Source organism: Sorangium sp. So ce124 (assembly GCF_051525235.1).
Lineage (GTDB): Bacteria > Myxococcota_A > Polyangia > Polyangiales > Polyangiaceae > Sorangium > Sorangium atrum.
Genome location: NZ_CP150312.1, coordinates 8,252,954 through 8,271,094, shown reverse-complemented (window position 1 = coordinate 8,271,094; position 18,141 = coordinate 8,252,954). Strand labels below are relative to the sequence as shown.

The following is an 18,141-nucleotide window of genomic DNA, read 5'->3' as shown; positions in this document are numbered from 1 at the left end:
GCTGTTCTGGGTCAGGGTGCTGGCGTGGCTTCCCAGGCGGCGAGATCTCCGCACAGCAAGCGGAGAGCCCAGGAGCGCTCCTCCGCGCCGAGCGGAGATTCTGCCCCATCAGGGGCCGGTCAGCGCGGTAGCGTGGCGAGATGTCGAGACGATGCATGCGAGTCATCTGGTCTTTGGTTCTCGTCTCCCTGCCCCCGGGCTGCGTTGGCGAGTCGGGCGGTGAGGTGTCGAGCAGTGGCGGAGGCGCATCGAGCGGGGGAGGGGTGTCGAGCGCGAGCGGCGGCGGAGCGTCGAGCGCAAGCGGGGGAGGGGCATCGAGCGCGACCGGCGGTGGAGCGTCGAGCGCCAGCGGCGGAGGGGCGTCGAGCGCGAGCGGCGGTGGAGCGTCGAGCGCGAGCGGGGGAGGGGCATCGAGCACGACCGGCGGTGGAGCGTCGAGCGCCAGCGGCGGAGGTGCGGGCGGGGATCCGGGACCTGGTGCGTGCGGCGTTACCCGGGACCGCGTCCGCATCACCGAGGTCGACGTCGGGGGCCGCGTGATCAACAACGAAGACGAGGCCGCGCTGAAGCCGCTCGTCATCTCGCCGATACCGTCCGGCGGGTCGCGCCTGGCATGGATGAGCGACGACGGACAGGTCCACGTCCTCCAGCTCGACGCCGATGACAAGGCCGCAGGGCGCTCGTTCGGGTTGCCGGCGAACGACTTCGCCGACATCTACGCTGACGACAGCGGCGGCGTGCTGCTGCTGACCCGCGATGCCGAGGGCGGCGGGACACTGAATTGCGGAACGCCCTCGAACCTGTGCGGTACGCCGCCGTCCCCCCCGATCGCCTGTCACGACATGTACATGGTCCGCTTCGACGGCGAGCGCGCGACCTGGGCGACGAAGCTCACGAGCTCGAGCGCCGCGCTGCCGCCCTACTCGACCGGACCCGCCGGGCCCGATGTGTACATGATCTGGTGGTACGCGCACCACGGCCGCATCGCCTTCGACGGCTCGCGCTATGCGGGCTATTTCGGCGCCGCGATCAGCGTCTCGCAAGGCGGGTGCATCAACATCCATCAGGGCGATCGCATGAAGGTCGTCGACGCGAGCGGGGAGCTGCAGCGGGACGGCTTCGACTGGGGATGCAGCCACAGCGGTTACGAGCGCATCCTCTGGGACGACAGCGCCCGGAAGTTCGTGACGGTGTGCAAGACCGACAACAACAACCGCATCGCGTTCGCGCCGAATTACAAGACCATCTATCCGGTCGATCTCGCCTACTCGAACCTTGGAAACCTCGTCACGGCGGCCGGCGGCGGCTACTGGCTCACGACGAGCAATATCCGCTCGGGCCAGCCGGCGGGCGCGAACGGGCTCGCGGACGTCCGGCTGCTCCACTTCACCGACGGCGCCGCGGACAAGGACCTCACGATCGCCAGCGAGGCGGGCATGAACCACCGCGCTCCGCACCTGGCCGCCTATGGCCGCTCCCGCATGCTCGCGGCCTGGGAGACGACGACGAAGGCCGGCGATATCGCCCGCAACGACGCGGCGCGCGCGCTGTACCTGCAGACGCGCGATCGCGCCACCGGCGAGGCCGAGGGCGAGCCGCTGGAGGTCGACGTGCTCGGCAATCGCTACCAGGACTTCGTCGCGTTCCCCGACGGGAGCGTGGCCTTCGCCGCGCCCGGCAGCACGAACACCTCGATCCGAGTTCTGCGCATCCTGCCCTGCGAGTAACGCGCGCCGCCCGGGCGACTCGCCACCTCCACAACGACGCGGCGCGCGCCGCGACGCCCCCGGCCGCCGACGGCGGGCCGCGAGCCGGCCCGCACGCCTGGGGAGAGGGGTAAATCGACCTTGACAGAACTGTGATCGATCGCGCTTTCTGGACCACCGCGTCGCGCGTCGTGACGGCGGATCGAGCGGGACCCGTATGCGCCATGGAGTGGATCTCTTCGCGACATTGCAGCAGATCGTGCGACGGGCCATGGCGATCGCGCCGCGGGCGCCGCGCGGCAGCCTGCTCCTCTGCGAAGGGCACCGCCTCGTCTACAGGGCGCTCGAGGGGTTCGACGCGCTCGCTCCGCAGGGGCTGATCCTCTCGACCGAAGCGTGCCTCGCCAGCGAGAGCGGTCTGCGCGCCCCGCGCGCGGCGCCAGAGGCGGCGGGCGGGATGTGCGTCGTCAGCGCACATGCGTGGTATGAGGCGCACCTTCCTCTCGCGATCGCGGCGGAGGGGGCCGTGCCTGCCGACGCGGGGGTGCTTGTCGCGCCCGTCGTCGTCCGGGGAGCGCCGGCAGGCTACCTCGCCCTGGAGCAGGCGACCCTCGAGCCTCCGCAGGGCGAGCGCCGCGCGATGCTGGAGGTGTTCCTGGACGCCGCCGGCGCCGCGCTGGAGCGGCACAGGCTCTATGACGAGAAGGCGAGATTGGCACAGGAGATTCGCCTTCTCGAGCAGGTGCTGAACGCGGTGGGCACCACGGTGGAGCCGCGCCACCTGCTGGACACCCTCGCTCACGGCATCAAGAGCGTGCAGATCGACCAGCAATGGGCCTCTGTGGATCTGTGGCTGGTCGAGGACGCCGGCGGCGGAGAGGGCGCCGCGGCCGCCTTGGGCGAGCAGGAAGCCCGCGTGTTCCGGGCCAGGCGTTCGGCCCCCATGACGTACTTCCACAACATGCGCGACGGCGCGGTCGACGCCGCGCGCTGCCTGGGCATCTCCGTGGATTTCCGCGTCGGCCCCGCCAGCGGCCCGGGAGGCCAGAGCGAGATCCTCGAGGACGGCATCCGCCGGGGCGTGGACGGCATCATCATCGCTCCGGGCGCCCCCGAGGAGGCCGAGGAGGGGTTCCGGCGGGCGGCGGAGGCGGGGATCCCAGTGGTCGTCGTCGACACGCCGCCGGTGCCGGGCAGCCGGGCCCCGCTTTATATCGGCACGGACAACGTGGCGGCGGGCAGGCTGGCGGGCGAGGTGATGCGCCGGCTGCTGCCGAGCGGCGGGGTCGTGGCGCCGCAGCGGCCCACGAAGGACGCGATCAACACGCGCGAGCGCATCGAGGGGTTTTGCGCGGCGATGGAAGGGGCGGAGTTCACCGTGCTGCCCCCCCACCAGGACAACGACCACGACCAGGAGCTCGGGACGGTGCTCGCGCGGGCGGCCCTCCAGCAGCGGCCGGACATCGCAGGCGCCTTCGGGGTGGCGGGCGGCGGCGGGCCGGCCTGGGGCCGCGCCGCGAGGGAGATCGGCAGGGGCGGAGAGCTCAAGATCGTCGCGTTCGATCTCTTCTCCGCGACGGTCGCGCTGCTCCGCCGGGGCGCGATCCACGCGACGATCGTGCAGCGCGAGTACGATATGGGGTATCGCGCCGCCGAGATCGTCCACCGGATGATCGCTCAGGGCATCGAGGCGACCCTCGCGGAGCTGCCGGCCTCGCGCATCATCCACACCGGCGTCGATTGCGTCACCCTCGAGCACACGCCGTGGTCCACGACGCTCAGCGATCACCTCGCGCTCGACGCGGCCCGCCGCGTCGCGAGCCGGCGCATCGATTGCGACGCAGCCGGCCGGCCGATCGAGGTGCTGTTGATCGGCGTGGCGGCGCGCAGCGAGCCCATCGTCGAGGAGCGCGTGCGCTTCTCGCCGCGCTCGCTGGTCGGCCGTGTGCTCGATGCCGGCCGCCCGATCGTGATCGATCCGGCCGGGCACGACGGGCGAGAGGACGCCTCCCTCCTCCGCGAGCACGCCGGCGCGCGGACGCTCGTCGGCGTGCCGCTGCGGGCGCGGGGCAGCGTCGTCGGCGTCCTCGTCCTGAGCAGCGAGCGTGAGGACGCCTGCGGGAGCGACGACGTGCCGTTCCTCGAGCGCGTGGCCGGCACCGCGGCCGTGGCCATCGAGAACGCCCGGCTGTTCAGCCGGATCTCCGAGCGGACCGCCGAGCTGGAGCGGGCCAACGAGCTCCAGGAGTCGATGCTCCGGACGATCCATGAGCTGTCGAGCCCCGTGGTGCCGATCGCCGATGGAATCCTTGTCATGCCCGTGGTGGGCACGATGGATGCGCAGCGCTCGAGCCGCTTCATCGCGTCGCTGCTGAAGGAGATCCACGAGCACGACGCGCAGGTGGTGCTGATCGACGTCACGGGGATGGCGGTGGTCGACGCCACGGCGGCGAACCAGCTCGTCCGGGCGGCGCAGGCGGCGGCGCTGCTCGGCGCGGAGGCGGTGCTCGTCGGCGTGACCGCGGGAGCGGCGCAGATGATGGTCGCCCAGGGCCTGGACGTCGGCGCGATGGTCACGCACGTCGACCTGGCGCGCGGCTTCCGGTACGCCCTGGCGAAGACCGGCGGCCGCATCCTTTATCAGGGCTCACCGCGGCGGTGACGGGGGCCGATCGGGGGAGCGCCGGGCGGGCGGCTCAAGCCGCGCTCTCGACCGGCCGGAGCTTGCTCTGCTCCGCGCCGACGCTCGCGTCGACGCGCGCGGCGAGCATCGGGCGGAACGCGGCGCGGTACGCGAAGGCGAGGTAGAGCTCGATGGCGAGGATGAACCACGCGAGCGGGTTCCCCGGCGCGAGGAACGTGTGGAAGGCGACGATGTTCACGACGATGGGCGCGAGGAGCGCGAGCGCGAGGGGGACGTAGCGGTTCGAGAGCAACAGCGCGCCTGCGACGACCTCGGTCCCCTTGATGAGCGGGAACATGTACCCGGTCGCCGCGAGCGCGCCCCCGAAGCTGGCCGCGGCCTCCGGAGCCGGGGGCTGCGGCAGGAAATGCAAGAAGCCGTTGAGCCCGAACACGAAGAACACGAGCCCTAGCAGGATGCGGGCGGCGGCGGGGGCGAAACGCTTGACGTTGTTCATGATGAGCCTCGCTGAGGTGTGGCGGGCTCTCCCGAGCGGAGCGCCCACGCCTTTCCTGATGCGCCCTCGCGACGCCCGGTGCTATCGTGCAACGGCTCAACTCAACGTTGCGCTGGCGCAACCTGGCGTGAGCCCTCGACCGACGCCGCCCACCCCTCGTGAGGTCCTATCATGCCCAGCCCCCGCGCGGCAGCCCGAGCGCGCCCTGCCCGGGCGCCCCAGCTCGATGAGATCGCCGCGTTCGCCAGGGTGGCGGAGCTGGGCTCGTTCACCGCCGCGGCGGAGCAGCTCGGGGTCCCGAAATCGACGGTGAGCCGCGCGGTGACGCGGCTCGAGGACGGCCTCAAGGTGCGTCTCCTCCAGCGGTCGCCGCGCGCCGTGGCGCTGACCGACGCGGGCCGTCGCTTCTTCGGCGACGTGGCGCCCCACATCGCCGGTCTCCGCGACGCGGCGCAGGCGCTGGATGCTTATCAAGGGCAGCCTCAGGGCACGATACGGCTGAGCGCTCCCCCGGATGGTGGGGAGTCTTTCCTCGGCGAGATGCTCGTCGAGTTCGGCGCACGTTATCCGCTGCTGTCGGTGGAGGTCGACATGTCCACGCGCCGGGTGGACCTCCTGCGCGAGGGCTTCGACGTGGCGATCCGGGCGATGCGCGAGCTCCCGGACTCCTCGCTCGTCGTGCGCAAGCTGCTCGACTCCTACGTGCAGCTCTTCGCTGCTCCTTCGTACCTCGCGCGCCGCGGCATGCCCCGCGCGCTGGAGGAGCTCGCCGACCACGAGCGGGTGGTGTTCCTCCCCGATGCCCGGCGCGGCCAGCAGCCCGTCGACGGCGCCCGCGCGGTGCGCGACCCGATGGCGACCGGACGCATCGCGACCGACGACTTCCAGCTCATCCGCTCGCTGCTCCGGGCGGGGGGCGGTATCGGGCCGCTCCCGCGCGTCCTCGCCGCGCCCGAGCTGGCGAGCGGGCGCCTCGTCCACGTGCTGCCGGAGTGGTCGCAGCGCGCCGGGACGGTGTACCTCGTCTATCCGAGCGCGCGGCACGTGCCGCGGAACGTGGTGGTGTTCCGCGACTTCGTCCTTGCCTGGGTGAAGCGGCTCGCCTGCTAGAGCGGCGGCCACCCGCTTCGGATACGGGCCCACCTCGGCGTTTTCGGTGCTCAGCGCACGGGAGTGCGCTTCCGCGCCGAAAACGCCGATCTGGGCCCGTCTCCTGTGCGGGTGACCGCCGCTCTGCGACGCTCGGAGCTCTATGGCTGGTTGTCGATCATCTGCTGGAGGGTCGCGGCGATCTCGAGGAGATCGGCGTCCGCGCCTGTCGTGTTCGCGGCGAGGACGGTCTCCCGGGCGGCCGAGAGCGCGCTCGCGCGCCCTCCGGCGTCGAGCTCGACGAGCTGCTTGAGGGCCTCGGCATACGCGATGATCGCCGCCGCCTTCGTGAGGTTGCCGTCGTCGATCCCGAGCCCTCCGAGCGTGGTTTGCTGCACGGCCTCCCTGGCCTCGCCGGTCGTCGCGTCGCGCCAGGTGACGCGGACCCGGTAAGGGTCGTTCGCGCTCGGCAGCGACGGGTCGCACGGGCGGAGGATCTGATACAGCATCATCGAGTCGTTCGGGGCGAGGTGCTGCGTGCGCACCTTGGCCGGATCGGGCGAGTACTCCTCTCCGTAGAACTTCTGGATGCCGAAGTACGGCGGGAGCGTCAGCTCGATCCTCACGTCGCGCGCGGCGACGAGGAGCGTCTCGGCGAACCGGTCGACGAAGACCCGCCTCGCCTCGTCGGCGCTGTCGAGATAGACATACGCGCCGCGGCCGGCGTCGGTGACCACGTCCATGAGCGTGTCGTTCACGCCGTCGCCGACGCCGACGCCGACGAGGTAGATGCCTTCTCCGTCCGCGTCCTCGGCGTTCGCCCCGATGATCGCTTCCTCGGTCACACCGGCGTTGGCCTGTCCATCGCTGATCAGCACGACGCGGTTGATGCCGCCCGCGGTCCTGTGCGCGTTGGCGAGCGCGTAGCCCGCGGCGAGGCCGCTGTTCAGGTCGGTGCCTCCATCGGCCTCGATCGCGCTCGCGACGCCGAGGAGGACGGGGTCGTCGGGGCCCGAGACGACGTGGCCTTCGAGCACGGGGCTCTGCCCCGTATTCCACGTGACGGCGTTCACGACGTCGCCCTCGACGAGCGTCGACGCAATGGCCCGGACGGCGGCCCTCTCGAGCTCGATCGGCTCTCCCGACATCGATCCCGACGTGTCGAGCACGAGCGTGATCGTCATGGGCTCTCGCGCGGCGGGCGCCCGGCTCGACTGCACCGCGATCTGGAGCGCCAGATCGCCCGTGAGCACGCAGGAGCCGAGCTGGGATACGATCGAGAGCTCTCCCGGCTCGGCCGGGGCGAACGAGTACCGGTAGTAATTGAGGAACTCGTGCGTGCGGACGACATAGGGGTCGACCTGCGGCGCGCCGCGCTCGATCTGGCGGCGGACGATGACCGGAGATGCCATCGAGTTCGAGTCGTCGGACGAGAGGTAGAGCGTGAGCGGCGTGGAGAGGTCGACCCCCGCGCACGAGCCGCCGCTGGCCTGCGGCGCGAGCCGGGGCCCGGCGTCCCGTGAACTGCCGGCCCCGCTGCCCGCCGTTGCGCCGCCGCCGGTCGCCGCACCGCCCGAGCCGCCGCTGCCGCCCGAGCCGCCGCTGCCGCCGGCGGAGCCGCTGCTGCCTGCCTCGTCGCCGCACCCGCCGTCGCCGTCGCCGCCGCCGCCGGCCCCGCCTTCGGCGCACCCGCCCCCGGAGCCGCCGCTGCTGCCCCCGGAACCCCCGCTGCCCGTGGTGCCTCCTTCACCCACCGGCGGCTCGCCGTTGGGGTCCGTGAAGCCGCCGCTCGCGCTCGAGCCTGCGCTCGCGCCCGTGCCCGTGCCGGCGCCCGCGCCCACGCCCGCCACCGGGTCGCGCCCGGAGCCGTCCCCCTCGCGGGTCGCGCCGCCGCCGCAGATCGCCGCCGGCGCCTCGCCTAGCTGGAGCGGCTCGTGCGGCGGCGCGTCGCTCGACGAGGAGCAGGCGATCGACAACGAGGCAGGGATGATGAGAGCGAGCGCCGTACGCTGAAACTGTGCCATGAACACCTCCACGGGCCGTGCGCTCTCGCACGGGGGGTGCCAGATAAAATCGTCAATCATTCTGGCGATGGGCACCTCGTTGCGCCACGGTGTTCGGCTCATAATGGCCTGAATCGATTCGAGGTGTGCCAATGTGCGATGGGGCGCGTCAGCCGCGCGCCGGCGAGGAGGGGAGCCGAGCGCCCTCACGGCTCCGGGCCACACGGAGGCGCCACATGGCCCGGGATCGAGCGCGAGAAGGGCGCGGCGATGACCGCAATGCACCGCAATGCCGCCGCGGATGGTGGCTCGGTGTACCCTCCCGCGCCGTGCGTGCGTTCGAGAGTGCCGTGCTCCACCCGCGCTGGCTCGCAGCCGTCGTCGTGCTCGCAGGCGCCCTGACGGGGGGGGACGCCTGGGCGGAGGCCCAGCGCCTGCGCATCGCGTACGAGGCGCACGACGGCTGTCCCGACGCCGAGGCGTTCCTGCGCGAGGTGACCGCGCGCACGGACCGCGCCCGCGCCGCCGCGGCGGACGAAGCGGCGCTCGACGTGCGCGTGCGCATCACCTCGAGCGAGGGCAGGAGCCGTGGCCGGATCACGCTCGGCAAGGGCGAGGACGCGCGCGTCCGCGAGGTCGACGGCGCGACGTGCGGCGAGGTCGTCGCGGCCCTCGCGCTCATCGCGGCCCTCCGGGTCGACCCCACCGCGTCTCTCGATCCGCAACCGCCGGCCGCTGGGCCGCGCTCGTCCGAGGCTCCGGACGCCGGAGGAGCGCCGGACGCCGGAGGGGCGCCGGGCGCCAGAGGGGCGCCGGACGCCGCTCCACCCGCCGCCGCGGATCCAGGCGGTCCTGCGCGGCCGGCCGCGGCCGGCGTCTCCGCCGAAGGAGCGCCCGGCGCGGGGAGCCCGCCGCAGCTTGCGCCGCCGCCCCCGGTCTCGCCGCCACCGGCCGTGCGCCCCGCGACCGTGCCGATCGGCCTGCCGTCACCGGTCGCTGGGGCCTCGCGCTCTCCGCAGCCGCGACGGCCCGTGGAGCGCCCGTGGACGCTCGGCCTCCAGGGGAGCGCGGTGTCCGGAGTCGCCCCCGAGGCGCTGCTCGGCGGGGGGCCCTTCGTCGAGCTGCGCGCCGATCTGGGCCTCGGCGCGGCGTTCCGCGTCGCTGCCGAGGTGGCCTCCACCGGCGCTGTCGATGCCGGGCCGGGCGGCGCCCGCTTCCTGCGCGGGATCGGCCGGGTCGACGCCTGCGCGGACCTCTTCCGCCCGGCACGCCGGCTCTCGCTCGGGCCCTGCGTGGGCGCGGAGGGCGGCTTCCTTCACGGCAGCGGGCTGGTCGGCAAGGCGATCTCCGACGTGGAGGAGGGCACCGTCCCCTGGGCCAGCCTCGGGCTCCTCGCGCGCGTGACCGCCTCGCTCGGGGCCCTCGTGCGGGTCGACGCGCAAGGTGGACCGGAATTTCCGCTGGTGCGGCGATCGTTCGTGTTCGAGAACCCCGCGCAGCTCATCCACGAGGTGCCCGCGGTCACGTGGACGCTCCGCGTCGGCGCCGGTCTCTCGCTCTGATCACCGGCCGCCCGGCGCGCGACGAAATTGTGATCCCCGGGGAGAGACTCGGAGATTGCTACGGCGGGAGGCTTTGTCATGAGGCTCTTGCACGCCGTATCTTCGCTCTGCTGCTTCGCGGCGCTCTCGCTCATCGCCCCTGGGTGCGGGATCACGATCCTGGGCAAAGGCACCGACGCCGACGAGCAGAGCGGCGGCGGCAGCGGCACAGCGACCGGCGTCGGGACGGGATCGGGCGTCGGAGGGGGGGATCCCTGCTTCCCCGGCATCCCGGTGACGTCCCAGATCCCGCGCCTGCTCGATCGGCAGTACGACGCGGTGGTGCGGGATCTGCTCGGCGTGACGACGCTGGCGAGCGCCGGCGACCTCCCGCCGTCTGCGCTCCTCGTCCCCGACTTCGAGGGGGACATGACAGACCCCGCATGGAACGGCTATCTCGCGGCCGCCGAACACGTCGCCGCCGAGGTGATGGGCGGGCCGAACAAACCCAGGTTCCTCGGCTGTGATCCGGCGGCGCCGACGTGCCTGGAAGAGACGATCATCACCTTTGGTCGCAGGGCGTTCCGCCGTCCTCTGCTCGAAGAAGAGGTGCAGAGCCTGCTGCGGCTCACCGCCGTGGAGCCCCGGGGCACGCCCGATGAGATCGCCGAGGCCATCCTCTTCGCCTTCCTCGCTTCGCCCTCGTTCCTCATGCGCCCCGAGCTGACGCAGGACCGCGAAGGAGACGCGATCAAGCTCTCCAGCCACGAAGTGGCGGCGAGGCTCTCGTTCCTGCTGTGGGATTCCATTCCAGATGACATCCTGGACGCCGCGGCCGACGCTGGCCAGCTCGCCACCAAGGCGCAGATCCTGGCGCAGGCCCAGCGGATGATCCAGGACCGCGAGAAGACGGCGCCGGTCGTGGCCCAGTTCCATCGTGTTTATGCCGACATTCGCACGGGTTCGCGCTGGGGGGCGGTCGAACACGACACGACCCGGTTCCCCGACTACTCCCCGGATGTTGTCGCTCCGATGATGGCAGAGATGGACGCCCTCTTCGAGGACGTGGCGTTCGAGGGGGGGGCGTTCAAGGACCTCTTTCTGAGCAACGTCGGTTACGTCAATCAGGACACCGCCCCGCTCTATGGGCTCGATGCGGCGGACTACGGCGCGGAGCTGACGCGGGTGGAGCTCGATCCGAACGAGCGGCCGGGCTTCTTGACCCGCGTCGGGTTCTTGAGCTCCTACTCGCGCCATGACGCCACGAGCCCGATCCTTCGGGGGGCGTTCGTCTCCACCAGGCTGCTCGGGGTCGACCTGGCCCCCGTGCCCGGCGCGAGCGAGACGCCGCGGCCCCCGGGCGAGTTCTCCACGGAGCGTGAGGTCGTCGAGGCGCTGACCTCCCCCACGAACTGCGCGGTATGCCACGACACGTACGTCAACCCGCCGGGCTTCGTTCTCGAGAGGTACGACGCCGTCGGCAAGGTGCAGACCATCGATCCGCTCGGCGGCGCCATCGACGGGACCGCCGATGTCACCTTTGGCGCCAACAACGTCAAGAGGATCACGTCACCCCTCGAGCTGATGAACGAGCTCGCCGCCGATCCGGGCGCCAGGCGCCATTATGCCGAGCGGTGGGTCGCCTTTGCCACCGGGCGGGCGCCCAACGGGAACGACGCCTGCGACGTCGACGGGCTCAGCGCCAGCCTGTCTGTCGACGGCTATACCCTCCTCGATCTGCTCACCGATCTCACCCAGACGGACTCTTTCCGCCTGCGCGTCGCGGGAGACTGAGGAGGGAATACGGTAGGACGAAGAGCCTGTCCGCAAGTACCTCTGCAACCTGACGAACGCCATCGGGGTGAAGGCCGGCGCCGACGGCTTCCCGCGGCGTCCTGGCGCAGCCGGTGACGGGCTCTTCCGGCGGCTTGAGCAGCGGCACCTCCGCGCGTAAGGTTCGCCGATGAAGCTCCCGTTCGACAACACCTACGCCCGCCTTCCCGACCGCTTCCACGCGCGCGTCTCCCCCGCCCGGGTCCGCGCGCCGCGCATCGTGAAGGTCAACCGCGCGCTCGCGGAGGTGCTCGGGCTCGACGCGGAGCAGCTCGCCTCGGCGGAGGGGGCCGAGGTGCTCGCGGGCAACGCGCTGGCCGAGGGCGCGGAGCCGATCGCGCTCGCGTACGCGGGGCACCAGTTCGGCAGCTTCGTGAGCCAGCTCGGGGACGGGCGGGCCATCCTGCTCGGCGAGGTCGTCGGCAGGGACGGCAAGCGGCGCGATCTCCAGCTCAAGGGCGCGGGGCGGACGCCGTTTTCGCGGGGCGGGGACGGGCGCGCGGCGCTCGGGCCGGTGCTGCGCGAGTACGTCGTGAGCGAGGCCATGGCGGCGCTCGGCGTGCCGACGACGCGCGCGCTCGCCGCGGTGACGACGGGCGAGCCGGTCTATCGCGAGGAGGTGCTCCCCGGCGCGGTGCTCACGCGCGTGGCCGCGAGCCACATCCGCGTGGGCACGTTCCAGTTCTTCGCCGCGCGGGGCGACCGCGAGGCGCTGGCCACCCTGGCGTCGTACGCGCTCTCCCGGCATTACCCCGAGGCGGTGGGCAGCGGCAATGACGCGCTGGCGCTGCTCGAGCGCGTCGTCGACGCGCAGGCGACCCTCGTCGCGCGCTGGCTCGGCGTCGGCTTCGTGCACGGCGTGATGAACACCGACAACACGTCGATCTCCGGGGAGACCATCGATTACGGGCCGTGCGCGTTCCTCGACGAGTACGATCCCGCGAAGAAGTTCAGCTCGATCGATCGGGGCGGCCGGTATGCCTTCGGGAACCAGCCGCGCATCGCGCAGTGGAACATGGCGCGGCTGGCCGAGGCGCTCCTGCCCCTCCTGGCCGAGGGCGAGGAGGAGTCCATCCGCCTGGCGACCGAGCGCGTGGAGCGCTTCTCCGCGCTCTTCGTCGCGGCGCACGAGCGCGTCCTGCGGGCCAAGCTGGGGCTCGCGCGCGAGGAGGAGGGCGATCTCGCGCTCGCCGCGGATCTGCTGGAGCGCCTCGCGTCGAACGGCGTCGATTACACGGTCTTCTTTCGCCGGCTCTGCGCTTCAGCGGCGGATCCAGCGGCCGATACGCAGGTGGCCGCCCTGTTCGCGGAGCCCGGCGCTTTCCGCGACTGGGCCGAGTCGTGGCGCCGGCGGCTCGCCCGGGAGGAGGTCGCTCCCGAGGCGCGCGCGAGCGCGATGCGGCTCGTCAATCCGGCGTTCATCCCGCGCAATCACCGGATCGAGGCGCTCATCCAGGCGGCCGTTCTCCGTGACGACTTCGACCCGTTCGAGACGCTGGTGCGGGTGCTCGAGCGACCGTACGACGAACAGCCGGAGAGCGCTCATCTGAGCGAGCCCCCGCAGCTGGACGAGCGTGTGCAATACACGTTCTGCGGGACCTGATTACCCTTCAAGGGTGAAGAATCGCAGGGAATCGATCCTGGTGGTGGTATGGCGTCCTCTCGGTCGCACTCGCTCGACGCGGGAGAGTGCTCGACCAGGCTGCGGGACCCCGAGGCGCGCGCCGCGTTCCTGGCGCGCGGCGTGGGGGGCGTTCGTTCGTGGAGCCCATTCGCGGCGTCCACGCCATCAGCGCCGGCCTGCAGCGGGGTGCAGGTTCGTGGGATACGGGCTCAGCCGCCAGGCAGGCGAGTGAGGCGTGCGTCATTCACCGCCCGAGCCAGCGCGTCCTCTCACGCGCGAGGCGCGCGACGGCCGCCCAGTCGATCGGCGCCGCTCTCCGCAGCTCGTGGGCGGGCGAAGACGGGTTTTCCCACATGTCCTTCGCGCCGAAGAGCACCTCGACGACGGCCGGGTCCTCGTCCCACGCGACGGGCGCGAGGTCGTCAAGGCACGTCGTGTCGATGGGAGCCTCGGGGGCCGCGATGAATTTCGCCATCATCTGCGTGCCGCACGGCGCCGCGCCGGGGGTCTTCACGGGGGACTCGAACGCGACCCCGTGCGGGCTCCAGGGCACGGCCACGAACGTCTGATGAGGCGCGGTGAGCTCGTCGGCCGAGAGCTCCGCCAGATCGATGGGCGTCTGCGGGTCGAGCAGGCCGTTCATCGCCAGGATGGGCACGGTGGAGTCCGGCCAGCCGCTCCAGAACCGGTCGTGCGGGTAGCGCGGCCAGGCCTCGTAGAGCTGGCCTAGCTCCAGCGCCTCCCGCGGGCAGATGCGCTGCGCATCGCAGCGCGCCTGGAGCTCGGCCGGGGTGGGGGCCGGCTCTTCCCACAGCTCGGAGAGGGCCACGTGTGTCCCCAGGAGGATCGATCCCCGCGGCTCGCCTCCGGGCTGCGACATCAGATCGAGCAGCGTCTTCATGTAATGGCCGACCACCTGCACGTCGCCGGGCTCGCAGCGATCGATGCGGTAAGCGAGCGGGAAGAGGTGCGTCCGCAGGCTCCGGATCTGCACGAAGAGCGGAGCGATGGACGCGAACAGCCCGACGTCGGCGCCGAGCTCCGCGCAGTGGCCTTCTGCGAGCTTGCCGAAGAGCGCGTCGAGCTTCGCCCAGGGCTCGGGGCCGAGCTTCGCCCCGCAGGCTGGATCGGCGGCGCAGATCGCGCACAGCTCCTTCACCACCGGATCGTACTGGGTATCGTAACGAGACAGGCGCTGCGCGCCCGGCGATGCGACCGAGTCGAGGATGACGGCGTCGGCCCCGTCGGGGTGCGCCTGCAAGAAGCGCAGCGCGCGCGTCGTCCCGTAGGAGACGCCATACACGACCACCTTCTTGCCCGGCTCGCGCGTCCGATCGATGAGGCGCGCGAGATCCTCGGCGTCGGCCGACGTCGTGAAGTGATCGAGATCGTCGCCCCATCGCTCCTTCAGCGCCTCGATGCAGGCGGGCCACTCGCTCGCGGTGATGTCCTCGCCGCCGTCCGAGCCCGGGTCCTCCTGGACCGGGCAGCCGAGGCGGCCCGAGCGCCCGACGCCGCGGTGCTCGAGCACGTACCAGTCGACGTCGGGCATGACGCCCTGCCACAGCTGCTCGATGACGTCCTTGAACACGGAGCCGGAGTCGCCGGGGCCGCCTTGCAGGAGCCAGACCTGCGCCCTCGCCGCGCCGCCGGGCGCGAGGCGGCGCGATACGAAGACGGGCAAGGCTTCGCCGTCGGGCGCCGACGGGTCGAGGGGCAGGGGGACCGCGGCGCACTCGGAGAGGAAATCGTCTGGGCAGCTTCCCCATGGGATCGCCGAGCTGTCGCCCGAGCCGCCAGCGCCGGCCGTGCCAGCGCTGGCCTGGTCTCCGCCGCCGGAGCAGCCCGTAGCCAGCGCCGCGAGCCCGAGCATTGCGGGGAGGAGCCCCGCCCGAAGGACACGATCGTCGATCATCCGTGAACCTCGCAATCGCCGGAGGGCCGTTGAACGGCGCGGGGTCTCGGTGGTCGTGCGTCGTGACCAGGGCGCCGGCGGCGTCGAACGCGTGGAGGTCGAGCGCCGTGCCCTGTGTGCCCGCTCGTCCGGTTTCCGCTCAACGGCGGTGCTGTTTTTCCGGCCGGGCCGCAGGGCCGAGGAGGCCCCCGGCCCGCCCGGGAGAGGGCCTTCCGCTCAGAGGAGCTTCATGTATGCGACGATGTCCGCCTCCTCCTGGGCGGTCATGGTCGTTCGCCCCCCGAGGGGGGTGGCCAGGATGGGGGCGGCCTCGAACACCAGCTTGTAGTGGTGGACGACGTCCTCCAGCGTATGGGCCGAGTTGTCGTGGAAATAGGGCGCCGTCTCGTTGATGCCCCAGAGGGAGGTGGTCTTGCCGTCCCCCAGGCCGTCCAGGCTGCCGAGGACGAGGGCGTAGGCCGGATCGGCGGCGAGCATCGAGAGGATGCCGTTCTCGAGCCGCGGCTGATAGACGGCGATCAGCGGGAAGAACTGGTCTGGATCGGAGCAGAGGAAGCTGCTCCCGTCCGACGGGCAGACCATATCGTAGCGGCGCATCGGGTTCGGCGTTGGCCGCGTCTCGGTGGTGCCGAGGACCTCGCCCGAGAATCCGGTCAGCACGCCCGTGATCCTCAGGAACGGCCCGAGGACGAACTGGTCGCTGGCCGTGTTCAGCATGGGCCCGCTGTGGCACTGGCCGCAGAGTTTGTTCGGGAGAAAGTGCTTGCGCCCGCGCTTCTCGGACGGCGTGCAGCCACGAGGCAGCTCGGGCTCGGGCCCGCCGTGAGCGTAGCGGCGCAGCTCCCGCGAGCTGAACAGCGTCCTCTCGTAATCGGCTATCTTCTCGAGCTGTCGCCGCGTGGGCGTGACCGTCGGCTCGAAGTGCGCAAGGATCGCGTTCGCGGCCTGCGTCTCGAGGTCGGGCTCACGGGTATCGAACGTGATGAGCGGATCGAGCGCCGGCGAGTTCTTGGTGGAGGCGATGCCTCGGAAGACGGTCACGCTCGTGGCCGCGGGGTCGTCGTGCAGCCAGATGTTCGGCGGCAGCGGGAACTCGTAGCGGATCGTGGCCTCGTTGAGGAGCCGCGTGTAGCTGTTGCCGACGCCATCGTCGCTGTCGATCGGGCGGAAGAGAGGATCGCGCCGGTTGGCCGCGTACCGCCGCTGCACGTCCGCCGGGGACAGCGTGCCTGTCTCCTCGCTGTGGCAGGTCACGCAGCGGCGCCCGTTGCCGCCGAATGTCTCTCTTTCGAAGAGCTGCTCGCCGCTCTGGGCCTGGTGGGCCTGGACGGCGACCGCGACGGCCTCTTCGGAGTCCCACTCCTCCTCCTGCCCGACGCAACCCGCGGCGCCGGCCCCCAGCAGCGGGACAAGGAAGAAGAGACAGGCCAATAACACGCCTTGATGGGAATTGAACTTGAGTTGCATAAACCCTCCCTGGTGATGAACTGACAGGGGAGCATCGCCCGGCACGATCCCGGTGTCGTGATCGCGCCGGTCGAGAGACGCGCGCCCATACCGGGCGCGCAGCCATCATGTTCGATCTAGATCATGGTGAATTCGGGCGTCCGCGCGAGGTTGCGGCGCGCCGCGATAAGGACCCCCGGGTGACCTCGCAGGTATTCAGAAGAACGAAGGACTTCCTGGCTGTCAAGCGAGCTCAACCATTTCTTGCCCGTTCCACATGTGTGCATGTCGGGGCGCCCACGCACGCCGCGTTCTGCTCCTTTTGTGACGCCGCAGACGCCTCTGACGTCGCACCGACGGAATCTCGAAAGCCTGGCCAGGCCGATCGAAGACCCAGCCATTCCCTGTCGTCGCGCCCGGAGCCATCCTCCGACGGCGCTCGCGGGGGATCCTTCGGGATCCTGCGCGGTCGGCGCGTGTTACCCTCCGACGATGGCCATGGAGTCGCAGCTTACAATTGACGCCCTCGAGAACGGCGTGATCCACGTGCGTGCCTGTCGCGCGCCGGAGATCCGCCCGATGCGGCGCGCTGCCGTGCACACCTATTCGGTCCTCGCCTTTCACCTCGGCGGCCGCGTGCGTGTGGAGCACCGTGGCGAGCTGGAGCTGACGGCGGGCCAGGTCCACCTCGTCCCTGCCGGTGATGCCCACCGGTGGCTCACGGCGAGCAAGGCGGATCTGCGCGGCGTGGCCTTCTGTCGCTCGTGCCTCCCCCAGGATCGTTTTCAGGAGCTGCTCGCCCCGCTCGATCGCGTCCGGCGCGGGGCTTTCCCGGTCGTCGAGCTGCCGACCAGCAGGCAGCCCCACGTGCTCGGCCTGCTCGAGGAGCTCGAGCGCGAGCTGTCGCGATCCTCGGGCATGCTGCCCGTCGTGGCCGAGAGCCTCCTCGGGCTCCTGCTCGCCGAGATCGTGCGCGCCGCCCCGCGCGACGCCGCTCCCCCCGAGGCCCCGTCGATCGTCGCCGAGGCGCTCGCCGTGATCGAGGCGCGCTGTCTGGGGCCGCTGACCCTCGGTGAGGTCGCCCGCGCGGTGCGCCGATCTCCCGCGTACGTCACGACCGCGGTGAAGCGGTCGACGGGGCGCTCCGTGGTGGCGTGGATCCTCGAAGGCCGCCTCGCCGAGGCGCGGCGTCGCCTGCGCGACACGGACGAGCTCGTCGAGATCATCGCCGAGCGGGTCGGCTATGCCGACGCCAGCCAGTTCAGCCGCCTCTTCCGCCGCCGCCACGGCGTGGCCCCGGCCGCGTGGCGCGCCCGCGAGCGCGCGCTGCCTCGCCCTGCGTGATTGTCCGCGAGGCCTGTCACGCCGAGCGCGATTTCCGGCCGGTTCGGGCGCCGGGAGCCCCGGGGCGCGGCGCGCTTCTGACGCGATCGCCAGGCGGCTTTGCTGCGCAGGTGCCTTCTGTGTCGCCCCCGGTCAGGCGGGCTCCCGGGCCGGTCACGGGGATGCGGCGACATCGATGCGGTGGGCATCGACGACCGCTTTCCAGAGTCCATCGTCGTGGACGAGACTCACGGCAAAGCGCTCCTCGTCCAGCTCCACGAGGATGGGGTCGGACTCGTCCCAGCTCGCACCGGCGAGGACGGCGGCCACACAGCCGGCAGCAAGCTCATTGCAGCATGCATCCTTGAGCGCAGAGACCGTGGCGCGAGCCCAGCCGGTCCGAGCATCGAGCAGCAGAGCGACGGTCGCGGACGGGAATGCGCGCTCGAGATGGGGGAGCGCTCGAGGGGCGGCTGACGGATCACCTCCAGGTGTGGCGATCAGGACGAAGAGCTCGGAGG

12 protein-coding genes are annotated in these 18,141 nt (G+C 71.7%); 7 read left to right on the top strand and 5 right to left on the bottom strand.

What is annotated here, in order from left to right; translation table 11 throughout:
• Nucleotides 1–263 precede the first annotated feature (263 nt).
• Entirely contained in the window at nt 264–1,727 is a 1,464-nt protein-coding gene (locus WMF19_RS30910) for a hypothetical protein (protein ID WP_437893668.1), read from the top strand.
• Nucleotides 1,728–1,923: 196 nt separating this feature from the next.
• Entirely contained in the window at nt 1,924–4,368 is a 2,445-nt protein-coding gene (locus tag WMF19_RS30905; RefSeq protein ID WP_437893667.1) for a substrate-binding domain-containing protein, read from the top strand.
• Between the two features lie 34 nt (nt 4,369–4,402).
• On the opposite strand, the gene WMF19_RS30900 is transcribed toward WMF19_RS30905, so the two are convergent.
• Entirely contained in the window at nt 4,403–4,846 is a 444-nt protein-coding gene (locus WMF19_RS30900) for a DoxX family protein (protein WP_272094341.1), read from the bottom strand.
• A 171-nt stretch (nt 4,847–5,017) separates the two neighbouring features.
• Between WMF19_RS30900 and WMF19_RS30895 the strand changes: the two genes are divergently transcribed.
• Nucleotides 5,018–5,956 (top strand): LysR family transcriptional regulator, encoded by a 939-nt coding sequence (locus WMF19_RS30895; RefSeq protein ID WP_437893666.1) that lies wholly within the window; start codon nt 5,018–5,020, stop codon nt 5,954–5,956.
• Nucleotides 5,957–6,096: 140 nt separating this feature from the next.
• On the opposite strand, the gene WMF19_RS30890 is transcribed toward WMF19_RS30895, so the two are convergent.
• Complete coding sequence (locus WMF19_RS30890) at nt 6,097–7,959, bottom strand: vWA domain-containing protein (protein WP_437893665.1); 1,863 nt, start codon at nt 7,957–7,959, stop codon at nt 6,097–6,099.
• A gap of 329 nt (nt 7,960–8,288) precedes the next feature.
• Between WMF19_RS30890 and WMF19_RS30885 the strand changes: the two genes are divergently transcribed.
• The 3 genes from WMF19_RS30885 (at nt 8,289) to WMF19_RS30875 (ending at nt 12,915) form a co-directional block, all read left to right on the top strand.
• The gene (locus WMF19_RS30885) at nt 8,289–9,500 is read left to right on the top strand and encodes a hypothetical protein (protein WP_437893664.1); all 1,212 of its coding nucleotides are present in this window, start codon (nt 8,289–8,291) and stop codon (nt 9,498–9,500) included.
• A 78-nt stretch (nt 9,501–9,578) separates the two neighbouring features.
• Complete coding sequence (locus WMF19_RS30880; protein WP_437893663.1) at nt 9,579–11,273, top strand: DUF1592 domain-containing protein; 1,695 nt, start codon at nt 9,579–9,581, stop codon at nt 11,271–11,273.
• Nucleotides 11,274–11,442: 169 nt separating this feature from the next.
• Entirely contained in the window at nt 11,443–12,915 is a 1,473-nt protein-coding gene (locus WMF19_RS30875; RefSeq protein WP_437893662.1) for a protein adenylyltransferase SelO, read from the top strand.
• A gap of 265 nt (nt 12,916–13,180) precedes the next feature.
• Here WMF19_RS30875 and WMF19_RS30870 read toward each other — a convergent pair whose 3' ends face one another.
• Nucleotides 13,181–14,851, bottom strand: a complete 1,671-nt coding sequence (locus WMF19_RS30870) for an alpha/beta hydrolase (protein ID WP_437893661.1) — start codon at nt 14,849–14,851, stop codon at nt 13,181–13,183.
• 216 nt (nt 14,852–15,067) lie between these two features.
• Complete coding sequence (locus WMF19_RS30865) at nt 15,068–16,318, bottom strand: hypothetical protein (protein WP_437893660.1); 1,251 nt, start codon at nt 16,316–16,318, stop codon at nt 15,068–15,070.
• Between the two features lie 477 nt (nt 16,319–16,795).
• On the opposite strand from WMF19_RS30865, the gene WMF19_RS30860 reads away from it, so the two are divergent.
• On the top strand, nt 16,796–17,641 hold the full coding sequence (locus tag WMF19_RS30860) for a helix-turn-helix domain-containing protein (protein ID WP_437893659.1): 846 nt from the start codon (nt 16,796–16,798) through the stop codon (nt 17,639–17,641).
• Nucleotides 17,642–17,794: 153 nt separating this feature from the next.
• On the opposite strand, the gene WMF19_RS30855 is transcribed toward WMF19_RS30860, so the two are convergent.
• Entirely contained in the window at nt 17,795–17,950 is a 156-nt protein-coding gene (locus tag WMF19_RS30855; RefSeq protein WP_437893658.1) for a hypothetical protein, read from the bottom strand.
• Nucleotides 17,951–18,141 lie beyond the last annotated feature (191 nt).

Bases quoted from the DNA above. Each gene is read 5' to 3' on its own strand.
- WMF19_RS30880 (WP_437893663.1), top strand. From the start codon at position 9,579: ATGAGGCTCTTGCACGCCGTATCTTCGCTCTGCTGCTTCGCGGCGCTC.
- WMF19_RS30865 (WP_437893660.1), bottom strand. From the start codon at position 16,318: ATGCAACTCAAGTTCAATTCCCATCAAGGCGTGTTATTGGCCTGTCTC.
- WMF19_RS30905 (WP_437893667.1), top strand. From the start codon at position 1,924: ATGCGCCATGGAGTGGATCTCTTCGCGACATTGCAGCAGATCGTGCGA.
- WMF19_RS30860 (WP_437893659.1), top strand. From the start codon at position 16,796: ATGGAGTCGCAGCTTACAATTGACGCCCTCGAGAACGGCGTGATCCAC.
- WMF19_RS30900 (WP_272094341.1), bottom strand. From the start codon at position 4,846: ATGAACAACGTCAAGCGTTTCGCCCCCGCCGCCGCCCGCATCCTGCTA.
- WMF19_RS30895 (WP_437893666.1), top strand. From the start codon at position 5,018: ATGCCCAGCCCCCGCGCGGCAGCCCGAGCGCGCCCTGCCCGGGCGCCC.
- WMF19_RS30870 (WP_437893661.1), bottom strand. From the start codon at position 14,851: ATGATCGACGATCGTGTCCTTCGGGCGGGGCTCCTCCCCGCAATGCTC.
- WMF19_RS30875 (WP_437893662.1), top strand. From the start codon at position 11,443: ATGAAGCTCCCGTTCGACAACACCTACGCCCGCCTTCCCGACCGCTTC.
- WMF19_RS30890 (WP_437893665.1), bottom strand. From the start codon at position 7,959: ATGGCACAGTTTCAGCGTACGGCGCTCGCTCTCATCATCCCTGCCTCG.